This window comes from Rhodobacteraceae bacterium M382 (assembly GCA_025141015.1).
Lineage (GTDB): Bacteria > Pseudomonadota > Alphaproteobacteria > Rhodobacterales > Rhodobacteraceae > Aliisedimentitalea > Aliisedimentitalea scapharcae.
This window is the reverse complement of record CP081098.1, coordinates 2,353,396-2,374,471: the sequence shown is the minus strand read 5'-3', so window position 1 is coordinate 2,374,471 and position 21,076 is coordinate 2,353,396. Positions and strand designations below refer to the sequence as shown.

General features: G+C 57.7%; 16 protein-coding genes and 1 tRNA gene. 5 read left to right on the top strand and 12 right to left on the bottom strand.

What is annotated here, in order from left to right; all coding sequences use genetic code 11:
• Nucleotides 1-118: 118 nt before the first annotated feature.
• The 5 genes from K3727_11085 to K3727_11065 all read right to left on the bottom strand — a co-directional run bounded on the left by K3727_11085 (nt 119) and on the right by K3727_11065 (nt 6,148).
• The gene (locus K3727_11085) at nt 119-1,285 is read right to left on the bottom strand and encodes an RsmB/NOP family class I SAM-dependent RNA methyltransferase (GenBank protein UWQ89376.1); all 1,167 of its coding nucleotides are present in this window, start codon (nt 1,283-1,285) and stop codon (nt 119-121) included.
• 549 nt (nt 1,286-1,834) lie between these two features.
• Nucleotides 1,835-2,692, bottom strand: coding sequence for a hypothetical protein (locus K3727_11080; GenBank protein ID UWQ89375.1), 858 nt, complete (start codon nt 2,690-2,692; stop codon nt 1,835-1,837).
• Nucleotides 2,689-3,834, bottom strand: coding sequence for a DNA cytosine methyltransferase (locus K3727_11075; GenBank protein ID UWQ89374.1), 1,146 nt, complete (start codon nt 3,832-3,834; stop codon nt 2,689-2,691). The genes K3727_11080 and K3727_11075 overlap by 4 nt, the downstream gene beginning before the upstream one ends.
• 239 nt (nt 3,835-4,073) lie before the next feature.
• Entirely contained in the window at nt 4,074-5,522 is a 1,449-nt protein-coding gene (gene guaB, locus K3727_11070; GenBank protein ID UWQ89373.1) for an IMP dehydrogenase, read from the bottom strand.
• Nucleotides 5,523-5,629: 107 nt separating this feature from the next.
• The gene (locus tag K3727_11065; GenBank protein ID UWQ89372.1) at nt 5,630-6,148 is read right to left on the bottom strand and encodes a hypothetical protein; all 519 of its coding nucleotides are present in this window, start codon (nt 6,146-6,148) and stop codon (nt 5,630-5,632) included.
• Nucleotides 6,149-6,466: 318 nt separating this feature from the next.
• Here K3727_11065 and K3727_11060 point away from each other — a divergent pair, with 318 nt between their 5' ends.
• Both K3727_11060 and K3727_11055 read left to right on the top strand, forming a co-directional pair.
• On the top strand, nt 6,467-8,512 hold the full coding sequence (locus tag K3727_11060) for an ASKHA domain-containing protein (GenBank protein ID UWQ89371.1): 2,046 nt from the start codon (nt 6,467-6,469) through the stop codon (nt 8,510-8,512).
• Between the two features lie 109 nt (nt 8,513-8,621).
• Complete coding sequence (locus K3727_11055; GenBank protein UWQ89370.1) at nt 8,622-9,926, top strand: DUF2235 domain-containing protein; 1,305 nt, start codon at nt 8,622-8,624, stop codon at nt 9,924-9,926.
• A 6-nt stretch (nt 9,927-9,932) separates the two neighbouring features.
• Here the strand turns inward: K3727_11055 and K3727_11050 are convergent, their stop codons facing one another.
• Nucleotides 9,933-11,252 carry a two-component sensor histidine kinase gene (locus tag K3727_11050; GenBank protein ID UWQ89369.1) on the bottom strand — a complete coding sequence of 440 codons (1,320 nt, stop codon included), beginning with the start codon at nt 11,250-11,252 and terminating at the stop codon, nt 9,933-9,935.
• Nucleotides 11,253-11,330: 78 nt separating this feature from the next.
• On the opposite strand from K3727_11050, the gene K3727_11045 reads away from it, so the two are divergent.
• Both K3727_11045 and K3727_11040 read left to right on the top strand, forming a co-directional pair.
• Nucleotides 11,331-12,245, top strand: a complete 915-nt coding sequence (locus K3727_11045; GenBank protein ID UWQ89368.1) for an MBL fold metallo-hydrolase — start codon at nt 11,331-11,333, stop codon at nt 12,243-12,245.
• Between the two features lie 93 nt (nt 12,246-12,338).
• Nucleotides 12,339-12,413 (top strand) — tRNA-Asn (locus K3727_11040).
• 760 nt (nt 12,414-13,173) lie between these two features.
• Here the strand turns inward: K3727_11040 and K3727_11035 are convergent.
• Nucleotides 13,174-14,400 (bottom strand): acyl-CoA dehydrogenase, encoded by a 1,227-nt coding sequence (locus K3727_11035; protein UWQ89367.1) that lies wholly within the window; start codon nt 14,398-14,400, stop codon nt 13,174-13,176.
• Between the two features lie 103 nt (nt 14,401-14,503).
• Between K3727_11035 and K3727_11030 the strand changes: the two genes are divergently transcribed.
• Nucleotides 14,504-15,415, top strand: a complete 912-nt coding sequence (locus K3727_11030) for a LysR family transcriptional regulator (protein UWQ93348.1) — start codon at nt 14,504-14,506, stop codon at nt 15,413-15,415.
• A gap of 118 nt (nt 15,416-15,533) precedes the next feature.
• On the opposite strand, the gene phoB is transcribed toward K3727_11030, so the two are convergent.
• The 5 genes from phoB to pstC form a co-directional block, all read right to left on the bottom strand.
• Nucleotides 15,534-16,223, bottom strand: a complete 690-nt coding sequence (gene phoB, locus K3727_11025) for a phosphate regulon transcriptional regulator PhoB (protein ID UWQ89366.1) — start codon at nt 16,221-16,223, stop codon at nt 15,534-15,536.
• 3 nt (nt 16,224-16,226) lie between these two features.
• Nucleotides 16,227-16,937 carry a phosphate signaling complex protein PhoU gene (gene phoU, locus K3727_11020; protein UWQ89365.1) on the bottom strand — a complete coding sequence of 237 codons (711 nt, stop codon included), beginning with the start codon at nt 16,935-16,937 and terminating at the stop codon, nt 16,227-16,229.
• Between the two features lie 76 nt (nt 16,938-17,013).
• Nucleotides 17,014-17,811: a phosphate ABC transporter ATP-binding protein PstB gene (gene pstB, locus K3727_11015; GenBank protein ID UWQ89364.1), complete on the bottom strand. Its 798-nt coding sequence runs from the start codon at nt 17,809-17,811 to the stop codon at nt 17,014-17,016.
• Nucleotides 17,812-17,835: 24 nt separating this feature from the next.
• Nucleotides 17,836-19,620, bottom strand: coding sequence for a phosphate ABC transporter permease PstA (pstA, locus tag K3727_11010; GenBank protein ID UWQ89363.1), 1,785 nt, complete (start codon nt 19,618-19,620; stop codon nt 17,836-17,838).
• 14 nt (nt 19,621-19,634) lie between these two features.
• Nucleotides 19,635-21,011: a phosphate ABC transporter permease subunit PstC gene (gene pstC, locus K3727_11005; protein UWQ89362.1), complete on the bottom strand. Its 1,377-nt coding sequence runs from the start codon at nt 21,009-21,011 to the stop codon at nt 19,635-19,637.
• Nucleotides 21,012-21,076 lie beyond the last annotated feature (65 nt).

Below are 21,076 nucleotides of genomic sequence, written 5' to 3'. Positions count from 1 at the left end.
GATCACCAGGATACTCCGTCAGGGGATTCGCTGGCGTCTATTTCGCGCGATTTGAGTTAATCCCAGCTTAATTCGCATTCCAGCACAGGAGGACGGTACAACTCAACTCTTGCGTGTGTCAAGCCGCAGGTGCCTGTAGCTGCGCGAGGAAAAAGCCATCCGTACCCTCATCAAGGAACCACTGATGCGTGTCATGCACGCTCCATCCGGGGTGATGGTCCAAGAACCGATCAACCTGAGCCGAATTTTCGGGCACCAAGAGCGAACAGGTTGCATAACCCAACACACCTCCCGGTTTGACCAACTGCGCTGCGGCCGCCAGAATCGACGCCTGGATGTCCTGCAATTCAGCAAACCGATCCGGGGTAAGCCGCCATTTTCCTTCGGGCGCACGCCGCCAGGAACCCGACCCGGAACAGGGCGCATCGCACAGCACTAGATCAAACCGCCCCATCGACTTCAAATCATGAGTTTTTGCAATTTTTACCTTTGCACCGGCCCGTTTAGCGCGTTCGGGAAGATCCCTTAGGCGTTGCTCGGCCGCGTCATGTGCAACCAGTTCCAGCCGGGCCGCCGCCGCCATGGCCAGCGTCTTGCCACCGCCTCCGGCGCAATAGTCGAGCACGCGCATACCGTTTTGCAGGTTCATTCGTTCCACAATGGCCTGGCTGGCCCCGTCCTGGAGTTCAACCAACCCATCCAGATAGGGTCTGGAATTGCGGATTGCCCGTTCGCCGCGTTCGACGATCAACGCTGTACTGGCGCTGGGATGGGGTACGGTTTCAATCCCGCCCTCGGCCAAAATCTCCTGTGCATGTGAAACCGACGCTTTGGTCGAATTCACCCGAAGAAACACCGGCGCACGGTCCCTCAAGGCCAGTTCGGCATCATGGGCTTTGTCCGCTCCCAGGCTGGTTTGAAACGCACCCCACAACCATTCCGGGAGATCGACAATAGGGAAATCCGGCACGGCACGCTCAAATTCGCCCTCGCTCAAGGCCGCAGGCGCATGCCGCTCCCCTGTGAACAGGGGCTCTGGGTCCACCCCGCCCGCGCGCAACGCGCCCAGGATCAGGCCGCGGCCCGTCCGCGCGCCCCCCAATGCAGCATGCGAATTCATTTGGCGCACAGAGGAAAAAACATGATCGCGCACGGCGGCACGGTCCTTGGATCCGGCATATCGGCTGCGACGCGCCCATCCCGTCAATGCCTGTTCCACAGCGCTGCCATCCAGGATCTGGTCCAGAATTTCGATTGCTGCCTGCAAACGTGCTGCCGGTGTCATGACGGTGCCCCAATGTGTTTGACCTGACGCCGGCGTGGCGACAGGCAGGTCAGTTTAGGCGAAGTGGTAGATCGGACTTTCATGGATGATCCGCGCGCAATGCACACGTATCACCACCAAATGTTGCGCCGTGATGCCAAGGCGAACGCCTTGTTGCTTGCATCAGAGCACATCAAAGCCTCGATCACTTTGCCTTTCACGGGCGCATCAGTATTCGAATGAGCACTTATAGTGAAGGGCAGAATTACAGGCGGCCTGCCTGCAAAAGCCTCTCGTTCAAGGGGATTGCAGGTTTGCATTTCGTGGTCGTCGGCATCGATTTGCGCCCGCCCGTCGTGCGCAATAGCCGCCATTGTCAATGCGAGCGGCCTGACGTTGCTGTTAGAGTATCGCCACAGCATCCGCTTACACCTCGCACCCCCCAAGGAGGGCGAACAGCTTGTCTGCCAATTGCGCGTCGTGCAGGCTCCTGACCAGGACAAACATCTCATTAGAAACGCCACACCCCGACCAATTCAAGCAGGCGGTGTCACAAGCTGACCTGACAATCTAAGACCGTCTAATGGGCGTTGGATCTGTTGTTTTACGAACAATTCCACCACGTTTTATAGATGTCTTCCGAACGGTATCAACTCCCTGATATGCGACTTCAATTTCAACATGATTGAGCTCGCTCTCAGCGCCACCAAAACAATCGTGCATTGCCTTCAAGATCCCCACATCATCAATCCCATTGACCCGTGGCTTGGGATTGTTCCTGGGACTGGGGACGGTTCCTGGAAACAGGTAGATACACGGCGGAGGAATCCGGTATCGCCCGACATCTGTCAATCGGGTTTCATCGGCACTGATTTTTGGACATGGCCTGGCGCTTGTCCCGCAGATCCAATCCCAAACCACGAGCCCATCAATTCTCTGGTTGCGGTCGATCATTTCGGCGCTCAATCGTGTATGGATACCCGACCAGACATTGTGTCTGGGATCGGCTCCAGGATTGCTGCAAACGCTCCAGATTATGAATTCATCCGCATGAGGCGGGCGTTCAAAAATGTTCGTGTTGTTTCCGTCCAGGCAGCCTTTCAACTCGATGATGGCCGTCCGACCTGTATTGAGTTCAACAAAATAGTCATGCCTGTTGGATTCGCCTGCCGAGCCCCACCCTGCGATAAAGCCACGGGTCTCCATGTGGCCAAGTATCAACGCCACAAAATCGCGTTTCTCTTTCATCGAAGCAGAAAACTGCCCTCTGATCCTTTCAATCGTCCCACGAAAAAGGCCTGACTGATAGAAATCTTTTTCATCCAAACCATGATCACCGAGTTTGTGTGACTCGGTTTTCAGAACCTCGGCAAACTCCAGGATTTTCTGTCGTAGCTCTTCGTTCTTTTCGCAGGGGATTTCGCTCACGCTTTTGCTCGCCTCTTGGTCGCTTCTTTTTCCATGAGTATCTTTTCGAACAGATGTTGAGCAATGTATCGCACGACTGGAACAGCCACGCCATCACCGGTCAGGTGATATGCCTCGTTATAGCGATCGGGGAGCGCATAGCTGTCATCAAGCCCCATCAAGCGTGCAGTTTCTCGTGTAGAGATGAGCCGGGATCGGATTTTGTCGCCATCGACCACCATGATCAATTGTCGCGAAGATCCGCCTGCTGGCGTTCTCAAACACCCTGCAATCTCGTCAAATCGGATTTCGGCCCGTTGGACTTTGATCCCATGTTCGTGCCTGGTTCTCTTGTAGATTGTTCCAACCATTTTCACGCCCGCCGCCTTTGCGGTTTCGACCTTGGCCAGGTTCACTTCTGACATCATCGACAGCAGGGCGGTGGTTTCAGAAGAGGTGTGCCATTTGACAGACGTCGGATTGTCTTCGACAAGATCCGCGAACTTTGCGTTGCGTTTCGGTGGTGTAGGCATTCTCCACCACAACCAATTTGCTTTCAGCTCGTCTGAAAGACGTTCGAACGCATTCCTCAGCCCCCTTGTGTGCCAAGGTGCCATCGGCCCCTCGGACGCAACAAGACCCGGCACCCCAAGCCCGTCCCGAACTGCAACGATAAACAATCTGGGCCGGGACTGGGGAATGAAATGCGCCGCATCCGCAACGATTGCCCCGAATTTGTACCCTAGGTTTGAAAGAGCCTCGCAGATGGTGTTGAAATCCTTGCCCTTATGAGACGTCAACGTCCCAAGAACATTTTCCAGGGCAATGATCGAGGGCTCCCGCCCTTCGTCCTTTAGAACTTGGATGTGATGAATGAACGGCCAGAAGGTACCTGACCTGTCACCTCGCAAACCTGCGCCGCCCCCGGCCAAAGACAAATCCTGACAGGGAAACGACCCCCAAACCAGATCCGGGGTCCCCCGCATGTCATCGGGCGCAATATTGCGGATGTCATCGACGACCAGATGATCGTCGCCCCAGTTCTTGGCGTAGGTGGCCCCTTTTTTTCGATCAAAGTCATTGGCAAGCAGACAATCCCAGCCAGCCCCCAATCCTGCACGCGCCATCCCGCCGCCTGCAAAGAATTCATAGAAACTGCCCAAGTTTGCCTCCCGTTTTGAAACCGATTACACCAAATCCCGAAGAACCAATCAAGAACACAATGAATTTTTGCGTATAACGACACTTTCTCTGTTCAACATCAAATTCGAGCACAGGCACCAAACTGTATCAGTCACGGTCAAACACCATCTGTTTTGCATCAGATTGGCCGAGACAGTCATGATCCATTGCGCGCTTTGGCTGATGCGGGGTCTTTCCCACATCAGCCACGCACCCGTGTTTATCCGATCCGGTAGTTCGGGCTTTCGCGGGTGATCTGGACGTCATGCACATGGCTTTCGGTCAGACCAGCACCGGTGATTTTCACGAACTGACAGTTCGAGCGCATTTCGGCAACAGTGGCACAGCCGGTATAGCCCATCGCCGCACGCAGGCCGCCTACCAATTGGTGAATCACGGCGCTGGCCGCACCTTTGTAAGGCACCTGCCCTTCGATCCCTTCGGGCACCAGCTTGTCGCTGGCCGCGTCCTTTTGGAAGTAGCGATCCGCCGACCCCCGCGCCATGGCCCCCAAGCTGCCCATGCCACGATAGGATTTGAAAGACCGGCCCTGATACAGGATGACTTCACCCGGGGATTCATCAGTCCCGGCGATCATCGACCCGACCATGGCACAGGATGCACCAGCGGCGATGGCCTTGGCAAAGTCGCCCGAGAATTTGATGCCCCCGTCAGCGATCACAGGGACATTTCCGGCCGCAGCCGCGCAATCCATGATCGCAGTCAGCTGGGGCACGCCCACACCCGCCACCATACGGGTGGTACAGATGGATCCAGGTCCAATACCAACCTTGATCGCGTCCGCGCCCGCATCGATCAGCGCACGGGTGGCTTCGCCTGTGGCGACGTTACCCGCAATCACCTGGACCGCATTGGATTGGGATTTGATCCGTTTCACTGCTTCGATCACGCCTGCGGAATGGCCGTGCGCAGTGTCGACCACCACGATATCCACACCCGCATCAATCAGCGCCTCGGACCGGGCAAATCCGCTGTCACCGACAGAGGAAGCCGCCGCGACCCGCAACCGACCCAGATCATCCTTGCAGGCGGTGGGGTTCAGCACGGCCTGTTCGGTATCTTTCAGCGTCAACAGGCCGGTCAGCTTGCCCTGACCATCAACCACCAGCAGCTTTTCGATCCGGCGTGCCCGCATCATCGACTTGGCTTCTTCGAGCTCGGCCGGTTCCTGCAACATCGCCAGATTGTCCGATGTCATCATCACACTGACCGGGGTATTGTCATCGCTGGCAAAACGCATGTCGCGGTTGGTCACGATGCCGACGACCCGGCCTGCGCTGTCCACCACCGGGAAGCCGGTGACGCGGTAGCGTTCCTGCAGCGCCTTGGCATCGGCCAGGGTCTGATCCGCAGTCAGGGTGATCGGGTTGTAAACAATCCCCGATTCAAACCGTTTGACCCGGCGCACCTGGCGTGCCTGCTCGTCGGCATCCAGGTTCTTGTGAATCACGCCCATACCGCCTGCCTGGGCCATTGCGATGGCCATGCGCGCTTCGGTTACGGTGTCCATCGCCGAGCTGAGCAGCGGGATGTTCAACGAAATCGACTGCGTCACATTGGTGCGCGTATCCGCCGTGCTTGGCAGCACGTCAGATGCCCCTGGCACCAGCAAAACATCATCAAAGGTAAACGCCTCACGAATCTGCATTTGTCATCCCCATGCATAGCCCCGTTTGGCGGCCACCCTATCGCATGGATCGAAAGCAGGGGAAAGGGTTGTTTGAGGCTTATTTTGCGCCCGAACGTGACAGATCGTCAGAATATCGGTTGTGTAGTTTCCGCCTCGTCACCCTGAACAATGATCTGCGGCCGACTGCGGGGACGTTCGGTATGGAACACAGAGCCGCTGGGCGGGTTGACCAGTGCAAACATATCGACCCGGTGGTCATGCCAATTCACCACACGTTCCCGGTCTTGTTCAAACACGATAACGCAATAGGCACCACTATGCAGATCACAGCTGTCACGATCCAGTACCGAAACCACAAAAGGATCGACGACATTGCGTTGTACCATCAACAACATACTTTGGCCTTTGCCGACCAGAACCATACCACCGAACATGATGACGAATGCCGCCAAAATCATTGCAATACCTGACAAAGCTTTGAGTGGGTTGGATATTCTCAGACTAGAGCCAAAAGCCACGAACAAGGAGCGCCCCAGCATACCAACCGCGGCAATGATCATAATAACAGTGAATTTTCCTGAAACCCCATCGGACGCCTGGGACACACCCGCAGCCGCCGCCGATACATCAAAACCAAAATCCATGTATTGAACCCTTTACAAAAATCACTTCGACAATGGTGCCAAATGGCTCCTGAAATCTGTTCAGAATTGGGCGTGACTCCAGCAATTTTCCGGTGTTTTTCGAAACCACGGCCCCAAAGGTTAACACCGGTGCTGATTCCGTTCACTTATCGTGATTCAGCGCCTTTCCCATCTGGTTTCACTCGGCAAAGGCACATTTGATCCACAAGTTTTCTGCACAAATGCCGCCCACGAACCAGAAAGTGACGCCGACTGCCTTTTCCTTTTTGCGCAACACCATATTGTTCGCGCAACACGCGCAAAAAAGAAGGCAGACGAATGACCACCGATCCCCTCGTCGTATTCACCCCGTCCGGCAAGCGCGGGCATTTTCCTGTCGGCACCCCGGTCCTGACAGCAGCCCGCCAATTGGGAGTCGATCTCGATTCCGTTTGCGGCGGCCGCGGCATCTGCTCGAAATGTCAGATCACCCCGTCCTATGGCGAATTTTCCAAACACGGCGTCACCGTACAGGACGACGCGCTGAGCGAATGGAACAAGGTTGAACAGCGTTACAAGGACAAGCGTGGGCTGATTGATGGCCGCCGTCTGGGCTGTCAGGCCAAAGTCGAAGGCGATGTGGTCATCGACGTCCCTCCAGAAAGCCAGGTTCACCGTCAGGTGGTGCGCAAACGCGCTGAGGCGCGCGACATCATCATGAACCCGTCCACCCGTCTGTTCTATGTCGAGGTCGAAGAACCCGACATGCACAAACCGTCGGGCGATATGGAACGTCTGATCGAAGCGCTGGACGTTCAGTGGGAACTGAAAAACGTGCAGACCGATCTGCACATCCTGCAATGTATGCAGCCGATCCTGCGCAAGGGCGGCTGGAAGGTCACCGTGGCCGTGCATCTGGGTGATGACAATCACCCGCCCAAGATCATGCACATCTGGCCCGGCTATTACGAAGGTTCGATCTACGGGTTGGCGGTTGACCTGGGGTCGACAACCATCGCGGCGCATCTGTGCGATCTGCAAACCGGCGAGGTCGTGGCCTCCAGCGGTATCATGAACCCACAGATCCGCTTTGGCGAAGATCTCATGAGCCGGGTCAGTTATTCGATGATGAACAAGGGCGGTGATCAGGAGATGACCAACGCCGTGCGCGAAGGCATGAATGCGCTGTTTGTTCAAATCGCTTCTGAGGCCGAGATTGACAAGGCGCTGATCGTGGATGCGGTGTTTGTGTGCAACCCGGTCATGCATCATCTGTTCCTTGGGATTGATCCGTTCGAATTGGGTCAGGCACCGTTTGCATTGGCCACGTCGAATGCGCTGTCGCTGCGCGCGGTGGAGCTGGACCTGAACATCCACCCGGCCGCCCGCGTCTATTTGCTGCCTTGCATCGCAGGACACGTGGGGGCGGATGCCGCTGCGGTGGCGTTGTCCGAGGCACCGGATAAATCCGAAGACTTGGTTTTGGTCGTCGACGTGGGCACCAATGCCGAAATCCTGCTGGGCAACAAGAACAAGGTGCTGGCCTGTTCATCGCCCACTGGCCCGGCTTTTGAGGGCGCACAGATCTCCAGCGGCCAGCGTGCGGCACCGGGTGCCATCGAACGGGTCGAAATCAACCCCGAAACCAAGGAGCCGCGGTTCCGGGTCATCGGTTCGGACATCTGGTCGGACGAAGACGGATTTGATCAGGCCATTGCCACCACCGGCATCAGCGGTATCTGTGGCTCGGGCATTATCGAGGTTATCGCCGAAATGCGCATGGCCGGGATCGTCGATGCCAGCGGTCTGATCGGATCAGCCGAACAGGTCGGGACGCCGCGCTGTGTTCAGGACGGGCGCACCAATGCCTATCTGCTGTGGGATGGATCTGCCGAAGGTGGTCCAACCATCACCGTGACCAACCCCGACATCCGCGCCATTCAAATGGCCAAGGCGGCGTTGTATTCCGGTGCACGTCTGTTGATGGATAAATTCGATGTTCAGAATGTGGACCGGGTGGTGCTGGCCGGGGCCTTTGGGGCCCATATCAGCGCCAAACATGCCATGGTTCTGGGCATGATCCCCGATTGTGAATTGGACAAGGTGACATCGGCAGGGAACGCCGCCGGAACGGGTGCACGGATTGCCCTGCTCAACACCAAGGCGCGCGGAGAGATCGAAGAGACCGTACGCCAGATCGAAAAAATCGAAACCGCGGTTGAGCCACGTTTTCAGGAACATTTCGTCAATGCTTCGGCGCTGCCGAATTCGGCAGAACCCTTTCCGATCCTCGCCGAGGTGGTGACGCTGCCTCAGGTGAACTTCAACACCGGCGGTGGGGATGGCGAGGCCGGTGGCGGACGTCGTCGCCGTCGCCGCGGCTGATCCCGATCCTCCCACCTGCCCCGATCCCTGTGCTCGGGGCAGGTAATTATCCCTATTGTTTCATGTATTTCGTGCCATACTGACAGTATTCTTCGTTTGGGGTATTGGGATGGCACCGCGCAAAATTATTATTTGTTTTGATGGCACTGGTAACGAAATCGGGGCGACGGACAGCAATGTCCTCAAACTGTACACCGGTGTGCGGGATGACAGCACCCAACTGAAACACTATGTCCCTGGCGTTGGCACTCTCGAAGGTCCGCGGTTGATTGATTCCGCGCTGGTCCGCAACCTCAAGGCGCTGGCTGGACAGGCGTTTGGCCGAGGGTTGGAAAACGATGTGCTCGAGGCTTATTCCTTTCTCGCCCGTCATTATCGGGACGGCACCCAAACGGGCTTTCCCGAGGCGGACCAGATCTATGTGTTCGGATTTTCGCGCGGCGCTTATGCGTCGCGGGTTCTTTTGGGATTTCTGCACAATTTTGGCCTGTTGGCCCCGGAACGCCTGCATCTGGTAACCGAAGCCTTTCGGGCCTATCGCGCGGTAACAGAATCCAAACGCGATGCGGACGACGCTGTGACATTTGCCCGTTTGCGGGCCTATGTCCGGGTCTTGCGTCCACGGCCCAATGTCCCGATTCGGGCGATAGGGTTGTTCGATACAGTTGCGTCGATGATCCGATTTCCAAACCCGATCAAGACCTTGGCCGACATTGGTTCGGTATTTGAACTGGCGACCCACGCCAATGTCGTGCACAACCCGTCGGTGCGCATCGTGCTGCATGCGTTGGCGGTGGATGAAAAAAGGTCGATGTTTCGCCCCCTGCCGTGGAAACCCACCGACTATTACCCGAACCGGTTTCGCCATGCGGCGCACAAGCGCAAACAATATGTCGAACAACGCTGGTTCCCAGGATATCACAGCGACATTGGCGGCAGCACGGGTCAAAACGCCGAAATCGGCAAGCTGACGCTCAGCTGGATGTTGGACGCTCTCAAACAGGCCGAAATTCAGGCCGATCACGAAGACGCCGTATGCGATGACGTTGCCGCGCCAGAGCCCAGTCGGCACCTTCGCCTGAACCGCAAATTCCGCGAAGATCATCTGGTCCACGCCCTGCCAAAAGCGGACACCGATGCCAACGCCCCCTGGCATAACCCCTATGCGCTGGCCCCGATCCACAATTCGATGGCCGCCGGCTGGTTGCCTTTGGAATACCTGATCCTCAAGACCCGCGAACGGCGTCATTGGCCACGCCGAAAATGTGGCCCGCTCTGGTATTTGCCGATGCAGGAGCCCCGAGCCATCCCCGCCGATCACACGATTGATGACAGCGTTTATGCCCGCCAGCGCGGCCACCCCGGATATCGGCCCGTCAATATCAACCCGCCATCTCGGGGGCTGACGACCTGACCGGAGTTACCGGGCAATCACGATGTCTGCCTGCAATCCGCCCAGCTCGCGGCTTTCTCCCAATCTGAGAGTGCCGCCGTGGGCCCGGGCGATATCGGCCACGATGGCAAGCCCCAGACCAACGCCGCTGCCCTGGTTCTGATTGCGCGCTGGATCCAGCCGGGTAAAGGGTTTGATCGCATCGCCCCGCAGATCGGCCGGGATCCCAGGTCCGTCATCCTCGACCCGGATCCGCAGGGATTTGTCCGACAGGACATAAGACACCTTTGCACGGTTTCCATAACGCACCGCATTGCCGATCAGGTTATCAACCGCCCTGCGCATGGCCGTCGGGTGCAGTTTGATGTCGCCTGTTCCTTGGCACTCTCCCAGTTCGACCAGCTTGCCTTCCCGTTTGGCATCCTCGACCGCGCGACGCAGAAACACGTCCGGGGCAATCGTTTCGGGTGTGCCCTGACCTGCCCCACGTGAGAAATCCAAAAATGCATCCAGCAGACGCTGCATGTCATCCACATCCTGCAACAGCGGCTCGGCATCTTCTTCGTCAATCATGGCCAATCCCAACCGCAACCGGGTCAAGGGGGTGCGCAGATCATGGCTGACCCCTGACAGCATCATGGTGCGTTGTTCGATCTGACGTTCAATTCGGGCCCGCATGTCCAGGAACGCGCTGCCGGCGATCCGGACTTCGGTCGCACCAGTTGGCCAATACGGCTCGACACGGCCCCGACCAAAGGCTTGCGCCGCTTCGGCCAGACGTTTGATCGGGCGCAGCTGATTGCGCATGTACAAAAAGGCGATCACCGTCATCAACATGCCAAAGAACAACATGGTCACGATCAACTGATGCGGTGCCGCCGCCGTCACCCGGCGCCGGTCAAACGTTATGGCCATTGGCCCGATCTGTGACTGAAACACCAGCCGCACCACCCTGTTGTCCGCAAACTGAACCGCGAGCGTTTCTGGAAACACCTGATAGAGTGTGTCGGCAACCACGTGCCCGGAATAATCAATCAAACCGATGTCGTCTGTGAACGGGGCTTCGTCCGGCTCGACATCGCGCAACCCCATATTCAACACATCCAGAATGGGCTGTGCCCGGGCCACCATTTGCTGCGACGTCTGCGACGGATCCGCCTGCTGCGCGACAAGCCGCACCTCGCGGACCATCGTGCGGGTCATCTGGACGGTCACGTCCTCCAGGTGCCTTTGCAAAAACACAACTGAAACAACCAATTGCAAAACCACAATCGGCAACACCATGATCAATGCGGCCCGCCCATACAGGCTGCGCGGCATATATTGTTTGAGCCAATGGAAAAACATGCGCTAAGCCTATAGTGCCAGATCAGTGGTGTGAATACAGCACAGGTCAGATTCGCAAGACGCAACAGGACATTAGACATGACGCAGCCGCCCGATGACTTTAACCCGGTTCCCGGTCTGCCTGAAACCTTGGCCCCCGGTTTGCGCCGCGTGCTGGCCCCCAACCCATCCCCAATGACCTATCGAGGCACCAACAGTTATCTGCTGGGCACCCGACAGTTGGCCGTCATTGATCCGGGTCCCGACAGTGACCCACATCTACAGGCGCTGCTGGCCGCAGTGGAACCCGGACAGAGCATTTCCCATATCGTGGTCACCCATTCCCATCTGGACCATTCCCCCCTGGCGCGCAGATTGTCTCAGGCCACGGGCGCGCCCATCCTGGCTTTTGGTGATGCCCAGGCCGGGCGCAGCGTGGTGATGCAAAAGCTCGCGGCCTCTGGCCTTGTGGCTGGCGGAGAAGGTGTGGACCACGACTTTTTACCCGATCAGGTTGTCACAGATGGCGATCTGATCCAGGGCGATGGTTGGACCCTGGAGGTGATCCATACGCCTGGTCATTTGGGCAATCACATCGCATTGGGTTGGAATGACGTCTGTTTTACCGGCGATCACGTGATGGGTTGGGCCAGCTCGCTTGTCTCGCCCCCCGAAGGCGATTTGACCGATTTCATGACCTCATGCAATCGCCTGCGTGGCCGAGACTGGTCGGTCTTTCATGCCGGGCACGGTGCCCCAGTCAGCGACCCGATGGAACGGTTGGACTGGTTGATCACACATCGCCTGTCTCGCGAAGCGGCCATCATCGATGCCCTTGACGGCGGTCCAGCCACAGCCCGTGCCCTGGCCGAGCAGATATACCTGGAAACCCCCGCTGCCCTGATGGGTGCCGCCGAACGCAATGTGCTCGCGCATTTGGTCGATCTGACGGGTCGAACCCTTGTTAAACCTCATGGTCCACTGTCTGCCAAATCAACATTTCAAAGGGTTTAAACACGCCTGTCACAGGTGTGGGTGAAAAATGGAAAAAATCATTATTTCCCCTCTGGACGCACCCCAAAACCCAAGCTATAGAACGCGCACCGTTCCGGCGTAGCTCAGCGGTAGAGCAGTTGACTGTTAATCAATTGGTCGTAGGTTCGATCCCTACCGCCGGAGCCATAAAAAGCCCTTTAAGGTTAGTCCCTTAGAGGGCTTTTTTGCTTTCAGACCTTGACCATATTCCTATTCAATCGCCACGGGGTCGCCACCGCGACGAAATTTTGGTTTGGAGTGTTCGCTACTAGGCCCTGTTGGCAAATGGCGTATCCAAAGGCGGAGTGATGCGATGTCGATGACGCCCAGGAAGCATTCAACAGTCTTGTCGAAGCGGGTTGCCACGGCCGAACTTTCTTGAGCTTGTTGAGGCACCGCTCAACCGTGTTGCGCAACCGGTAAAGCATGTGATCTACACCAAGGCGCATATTGCAAGTCTTGCGCATTGGGATCTGAATTAGGATATCGCGTTTATCCATGTTGTTCCGAGTATGGTCAGTGTCATGGCCACGATCCGCCAGCAGCGCGCTGGGCTCCGGTAGATTGTCGTCCATGACAAGATCGAACCTCAGGTATCGGATGTTTGGCCCGACGTGATCTCAGTTCTCATAGCCAAAACCCTGCTACGCAGCCCCCCTGTGGAGCCAGCTGCCTGATGATGGGCGCGGCTGACGATCCTGTCGATCATTTGCAGGGCGTCCAGAATGTCCTCCCAAAGTATGGCCAGGGTTCAACGACGGAAATGGCGATAGACGCCTGGGCCCGCAGAGGTCGTCACTTCCAGCCTTCTTTTGTCCGAACTCAATCAGGCTGGATAAGACCAGGACACAAAAAAGCCGGACCATCGGGGTGGCCCGGCTTGGTTTGTCAGCGTGGAAACCAGGGCTTAATAGAACGCCTGCAATCCTGTTTGTGCGCGGCCCAGGATCAGCGCATGCACGTCATGCGTGCCCTCATAGGTATTGACCGTTTCCAGGTTCACCATGTGACGGATGACATTGAATTCCAGGCTGATGCCATTCCCGCCGTGCATGTCGCGGGCGTGGCGCGCGATTTCCAGCGCCTTGCCACAGTTGTTGCGCTTGATGATCGAAATCATCTCGGGCGCGGCATTGGCCTGATCCATCAGACGCCCGACGCGCAATGCAGCCTGCAGACCCAGGGTGATTTCAGTCTGCATGTTTGCGAGTTTCAGTTGAAACAACTGGGTGTTGGCCAATGGGCGATCGAACTGTTTGCGGTCTAGACCATATTGACGGGCGGCGTGCCAGCAGGCCTCGGCAGCGCCCATGGCCCCCCAGGCGATGCCATAGCGCGCCCGGTTCAAGCAGCCGAATGGACCTTTCAGCCCCTGCACATGCGGCAGCAGCGCTTCTTCGCCAACTTCGACGCTGTCCAGAACGATTTCCCCGGTGATCGAGGCGCGCAAGGACGCCTTGTTTTCGATCTTGGGCGCGCTCAGCCCCTTGGTGCCCTTGTCCAGGACAAAGCCACGAATTTTACCGCCGTGGGCTTCGGATTTGGCCCAAACAACAAAGACATCCGCAATTGGCGCATTCGAAATCCACATCTTTGATCCGGTCAGCCGATAGCCACCATCGGTCTTTTCCGCGCGGGTCTTCATGCTGGCCGGGTCGGATCCGGCATCTGGTTCGGTGAGTCCGAAACACCCGATCCATTCGCCGCTTGCCAGTTTTGGCAGATATTTCTGGCGCTGTTCTTCGCTGCCGTAGGCATAGATCGGATACATCACCAGCGAAGACTGGACCGACATCATCGACCGATAGCCGCTGTCGACACGTTCAACTTCGCGCGCCACCAGACCGTAGGACACATAGTTTGACCCCAACCCACCGTACTCCTCGGGGATTGTGGTGCCCAGCAGGCCCATCTCCCCCATCTCGCGAAAGATGTCCGGGTCAGTGTGTTCATTGGCGTAGGCCTCGGTCACACGGGTTTGCAGTTTTTCCTGTGCATAGGCGCGGGCGGACTCGGCGATCATGCGCTCTTCTTCGCTCAGCTGGTCGTCCAGACGCAGCGCGTCTTCCCAGTTGAAACGACCCAGATCGGGGGCGTCTTTGGCGCGCAGTGCAGGTTTCGAAGCTTCGGTCATGATGTCAGCCCTTGAATTTGCCAATTTGGACTGGACATACTATGAGCAAAGAGCAAAGAAAATCGCCTATTTCACATGAGTTCATGAGAATCCGGAATACATGATGATTGCACCGCGCCGTTTTACCCCATCAATTTCCGCGCTGCGCGCGCTTGAGGCGCTGGACAGATTGGGCAGCGCATCGGCTGTGGCCGAAGAAATGTCCCTGACCCAAAGCGCAGTCAGCCGCCAGCTGCAATCGCTCGAAGAACAGCTGGACACCACATTGATCCAGCGCGACCGCAAACGGCTGTCGCTTACCCCTGCGGCGCGGGACTATGTCACCGAAATTCGCCAGGCGTTGAACCAGATCGCCCAAGCGTCCCTGCGGTTACAGGCCGCGCCGTTGGCCGGAACCTTGAACCTGGCAATCCTGCCCACATTCGGAATGCGCTGGCTGATGCCACGGCTACCGGAATTCGCCCGATTGCACCCGGATGTAACCATCAACATGACCACCCGTCTGGTGCCGTTCAGCTTTGCCTCTGACGGGTTTGATGCTGCGATCCATTTTGGGGATGCGATGTGGCCGGGCACTCAGTCGATGCTATTGCGCAATGAGCAAGTCATCCCGGTCTGTGCGCCGGGGCTGTTGGGGGAGCGTCGGCTGACAACACCTGCGGATATTCTGTCCCTGCCGTTGCTGCATATTCAAACCCGTCCGCATGCCTGGCGAGACTGGTTTCACAAACAGGGGCTGACGGGTGATGTGGACCTCTCCGGGACGTTGTACGACCAGTTTGCAACCATCACCCAAGCCGCCTTGCACGGGCTTGGCGTGGCGTTGATGCCTGAATATCTGGTGGAACAGGATCTGGCCACAGGGCGGTTGATCGCCCTGCACAGCGAAGCCGTTGAGAGCGAGGGGGCCTATTTCCTGGTCTGGCCTGAAAACAAGGCCGATGCCCCCGCGTTAATCAAATTTCGTGACTGGATGTCAACCAAGGCCCAGCCCGAAGATCCACTGCCCCGATGACCCCTGGGGCTGGACAAACCGGGGGCTCTGCCCCCGTCCCTGCAGGCAGGGACTCCCCCGGGATATTTCTGGCCAGATGAAGAGCGGATCCCCGGTGTCTGGTCGATGCGAATTGGGATCACCCCAAGGCATACCCCGCACCACGCACGGTCCGCACCGGGTCATCCCCACCAAATTGTGTCAACGCCTTGCGCAACCGGCCGATATGGACATCGACGGTGCGGGTATCAACAAAAATGTCGCGCCCCCAGACCCTGTCCAACAATTGTTCGCGCGTCCACACCCGACCGGGTTTTTCCATAAAGGTCGACAACAGTCGGAATTCGGTCGGGCCCAGTTTCAAGGGGTCTCCGTCACGGCTGACCTTGTGAGTTTCCGAATCCAGCACGATATCGCGAAACTCCAGCCTGACCCCCACAGTCGATGGACGCACACGACGCAGTTGGGTTCGCACCCGCGCCATCAGTTCGACCACCGAATAGGGTTTGACCACATAATCGTCCGCTCCGGTTTCCAGGCCGCGGACCTTGTCCAGCTCTTCGGTGCGGGCGGACAACATGATGATCGGGATGGACCGGGTTTCGGGGCGCGATTTCAGTCGGCGGCAGACTTCGATACCGCTGAGATTGGGCATCATCCAGTCCAGAACAATAATATCCGGCATGACTTCGGACACCAGCAACAGCGCTTCTTCACCGTTTTCGGCGCGGGTCACCTGGAACCCTTCGGCTTCGAGGTTATAGGCGAGCACTTCGCGTTGGGCCATTTCATCTTCGACGACAAGAACGCTGGGTTGGTCCGCTGACATGGGTTAACCCTCGACCGGAGTGGTGCTGGTGATGTCGGCCTTGGTCCGGAACTCATCGGGGCGTTCCCCGGACACCAGATAGATAACCTGTTCGGCGACGGACGTTACATGGTCCCCCATGCGTTCGATGTTCTTGCCGATGAAATGCAAATGCATACACGGCGTGATGTTGCGGGGATCTTCCATCATGAATGTCAGGAATTCCCGAAACAGGGCGTTGTACATCTGGTCGACTTCGTGGTCGCGTTCGATCACGTCCTGGGCCAATTCGACGTCGCGTTGGATATAGGCATCCAATGCGTCCTTGAGCATACGTTCGACTTCGCGCGCCATGCGCCGCAGAGCCGCGGTGCTGTCGTTGACCGGAGGCACCTGAGCCAGAACACCGGTACGTTTGGCGATGTTCTTGGCATAATCGCCAATGCGTTCCAGATTGGTCGAGATCCGCATCACGGTCAGAACCAGCCGCAAGTCCCCTGCTGTGGGAGACCGCAGCGCAATCAGGCGGGCAGCCTCTTCATTGATGGATTCATCCAAAGCATCGACGGCCTTGTCCGCGGCGCGCACAGTTTCGGCCAGCTCTTCGTCGCGCGCTTCCAGCGCGCGCGCGGATTTCATGATCGCCTCTTCAACCAGCCCGCCCATCTTCATGATCTGGGCTTGGATCCCTTCGAGATCACGGTCAAAGGCGGATACGATATGTTGGTCTACCATGGATCTGTTCCTTGGGTTTTTCCGGGGCTGTTCTTGCGGCTGTTCTTGCGGTCGTTCCTGGGGCTGATCCCGGGGCTCAGCCGATACGGCCCGTAATATAGCTTTCGGTGCGTGGATCTTCGGGGTTGGTGAAAATCTGGCCGGTCTCGCCGAACTCGACCAGGTTGCCAAGGTGGAAGAACGCGGTTTTTTGGCTGACACGGGCGGCCTGTTGCATCGAATGTGTGACAATCACGACCGAAAACCGCTGACGCAGCTCGTCGATCAGTTCCTCGACCTGGGCCGTCGCAATGGGGTCCAGCGCCGAACAGGGTTCATCCATCAACAGGACTTCGGGTTCGGTGGCCACAGCGCGGGCGATGCACAGACGCTGTTGCTGGCCGCCGGACAGACCGGTGCCTGGCGCGTCCAGACGATCCTTGACCTCATCCCAGATGGCACCGCGTCGCAAAGCCTTTTCGACGATCACATCCAGCTCGGCCTTGTTCTTGGCCATGCCGTGGATCTTGGGGCCATAGGCGACATTGTCGTAGATGGACTTGGGAAACGGATTGGGTTTCTGAAACACCATGCCCACTTTGGCCCGCAATTGAACCGGATCGACCCGTTTGTCATAAATGTTTTCCCCATCCAACAGAATATCACCAGTGATCCGGCAGCTGTCGATGGTGTCATTCATCCGGTTCATACACCGCAGAAAGGTTGATTTCCCACAACCGGACGGGCCGATAAAGGCGGTGACCGTCTTGTCCTGAATGTCCACATTCACGTCCTTGATGGCGTGGGTGTCACCGTAAAACACCTGAACGTTCCGGGCCGCGATTTTGACGTGTTGGGTGTCCACGTGTCTCTCCACAATTCTCATGTCATTCATGATCTTATACCTCTGATGCGCGGCTTACCAACGGCGTTCGAACCGGCGGCGCAGGATGATAGCGACGGCGTTCATCGCCACCAGAAAGAACAGCAATACAGCAATGGCAGCACCGGTTTTGGCCTGAAACGCCCGTTCCGGGAAGTCCGACCAGCGGAACACCTGCACCGGCAGAACGCTGGCGCTGTCAGTGATCGAAGTCGGAATATCAACGATAAAGGCGACCATCCCGATCATGATCAATGGAGCGGTTTCCCCCAGCGCCTGGGCCATGCCAATAATCGTACCGGTCAGGATGCCGGGCATCGCCAACGGCAGGACATGGTGGAACGTCGCTTGCAGTTTCGAGGCCCCGACCCCCAACGCCGCATCCCGGATGCTGGGCGGCACGGCCTTGATCGCGGCGCGTGCGGCGATGATGATCGTGGGCAATGTCATCAGCGCCAGCACAATACCACCGGCCAAGGGCGACGAACGCGGCACGCCAAAAACCCCCAGGAAGACCGACAACCCCAACAGGCCGAACACGATCGACGGAACCGCCGCCAGATTGTTGATGTTGACTTCGATAAAGGCCGTGAACCGGTTCTTGGGTGCAAATTCTTCCAGGTAGATGGCAGCCGACACGCCAATCGGAAACGCCAGAGAGAAAGTCACCAGCATGGTGAGCAACGACCCAATGGCCGCGCCCCATACCCCGGCCAGTTCAGGTTCGCGGGAATCGCTGGCGGTGAAGAACCGCCAATTGAATACCCTGTCGATTGCGCCGCGTGCCTGGAGATCTTCGATCAGGGCAATCGACAAGTCAGACACCTTGCGCGACGCTTCGGGAAGTTCAGTGGTGAACAGGCCCCAGTCGCTCACAGCGTTGGCGGCGCCGCTCAGTGGGGTCAGAACAATGCCGTGTGCCTGGGTTGGGGACAATTGGGTCAGCTTGATCCAACCGTCACCCACCCGCACCATCAGCGAATTGTTTTCGCGTGTCAGCTCTTCGGGCGCGGATGTGTCCTGGGCCCTTGCGTCCAGATCAGCTGCCTGTTGCAGCAGGTTGTCGCGTTCGGCGGCGCGCGCGGCAGAAAGTTTGCGGTTCTTCTGGACGTCTTCTTCGACAGTCGCGTCCTGTGCACGTTTTGCAAAAACCGCCGCACCATTATTCTGCATCGCCGCTTTGCGTCGCAGATGTGCAGCATCAGCCACCAGATCGCGTTTGACCACAGCCAGCATATTGGCGAAATCGTCAGACGTCGACGTGATCACAGCGTCTTTCCCGTCCATCTCGACGCTAAGCGCACCGGACACATCGACACGGTCCAACGTCCCGTAGCTGCCCTTGAGATACAGATCCGTTACATCCGATGCCAGAAACCGATAGTCGATGGTCTGCCCCACCAGATCTGGATTTGCACTGACCATCGCGGCCAGTTCAAAAGGTGCCCCGCCCGAAACGATGTCATACATTTCGCGTTTGGCTTTGCGCGCCTTGACGGATGGGAATACCTCTCGCAGGGTCGACTTGGTCAATCCCGCAAAATCTGCCCGCAGGATTTCCTTGGGGTTGCGTTCTCCGTTGGGGTCAACCGTGTCCTCGGACAAGGTCACCGGCAATGTCACATAGCTTTCGGTCAGCGCCGACGAGGTCTGGACCACAACCGACGACAACAGCGACACCAAAGCCAGGCCAGAGGCGGCAATGGCAGCAATGCCATAGGTCTTGAGCCGGGTCACCTTGGCCTTGCGGCGGCGCAGGCGTTTGTCGGATTGCGCGGCCTCGATCAACGAGCCATGCGGGGTCTGGGAGATGTCTGACATCGTTTCAGGTCCGATCAATCATACAATTCGCGGTAACGGGCAACGATCCGTTGCGCAGCGACATTCATCAACAGGGTCACGCAGAACAGAGTGAACCCCAGGGTAAAGGCCGGCCCGGCAGCAGTTTCTGCTTCGGTGTCACCGGTGATCAGCATGACGATCTGCACGGTCACCGTGGTCACGGCCTCGAATGGGTTGGCAGTCAGATTGGCACCCTGACCTGCGGCCATCACCACAATCATGGTTTCGCCCACAGCACGCGAGAACCCCAACAGACAGGCCGACACGATACCGGGAAGCGCCGCGGGCAGGACGACCTGGGTGATGGTTTCCGCCTTGGTTGCACCCAAACCATAGGACCCATCGCGCAGCGTTTGGGGAACCGAATTGATCACGTCATCCGACAGGGAGGAGATGAATGGGATGATCATGATCCCCATGACGATCCCCGCCACCAGCGCCGATTCCGACGCAATCGACAGACCAATCGCCTCGCCAGAGTTGCGAAAGAACGGAGCCACGGTGATGGCTGCGAAAAAGCCATAGACCACAGTCGGGATCCCAGCGAGGATCTCCAGCATCGGTTTGGCCCAGGCGCGTACGCGGGGGGTGGCAAAATCGGACAGGTAGATGGCGGCAAACAATCCGATCGGAACCGCCACCAGCATCGCGATCAACGTGATCAGCAGCGTCCCGGCAAAGAGCGGAATGGCTCCGACCTTGTCTGCGTCCATTTCACCGGTGTGCACACCAGACAGAGGGCTCCAGGTTGTGCCAAACAGAAATTTGTCGATGCGCCAGTCGATCTTGGCAAAGAAGTTCAGGGTTTCAAAGATCAGCGACAGAACAATGCCGACAGTGGTCAGAACCGCGATCACGGCCATCACCGCCAGAATTGCCTGAATGATCAGCTCTGAATGGTTGCGGGCGCGGGAGGACAGGGAAATCTGCCGCTGGGAATAGATCACGCCCAGGGCGATGACGCCCAGGACGGCAATGCCCCGAATCCAGGTCCAGATCGTAGCCAGCGATGCAAATTCAGCCGCGATTTCCTGGCGCATCGTGTCCGATTTGGACGCCACCTGCCCGGTGGCCAACGCCTTGGCATCCGACAGCACCAGCTGGCGTTCGATATAGACCATGTCCGGTGCCATGTCCCCGATTTGGGACATCAAGGATGTATTGGTGTGATAGGCCGAAACGACGGTCACCACCACCAGCATCCCCAGCCCGCCCAGCAGGACCACCAGAAAGCCAAAGAACCCGTGATAGGACGGGCGCGAATGCAGTGCAGATTGATCGCCTGACGAAACCGTCACGGCCTTTACCCGCCCCAGAAGAAATGTTGCCAGCGCGGCAATAATCACCAGGGCAGCCAGTATCGAGGTCATAGCGTGATCCAGGGGAAATGTGGCAAAAGCCGGGGGTTTCTGAAAAGAAGCGACAGGGGGCGACG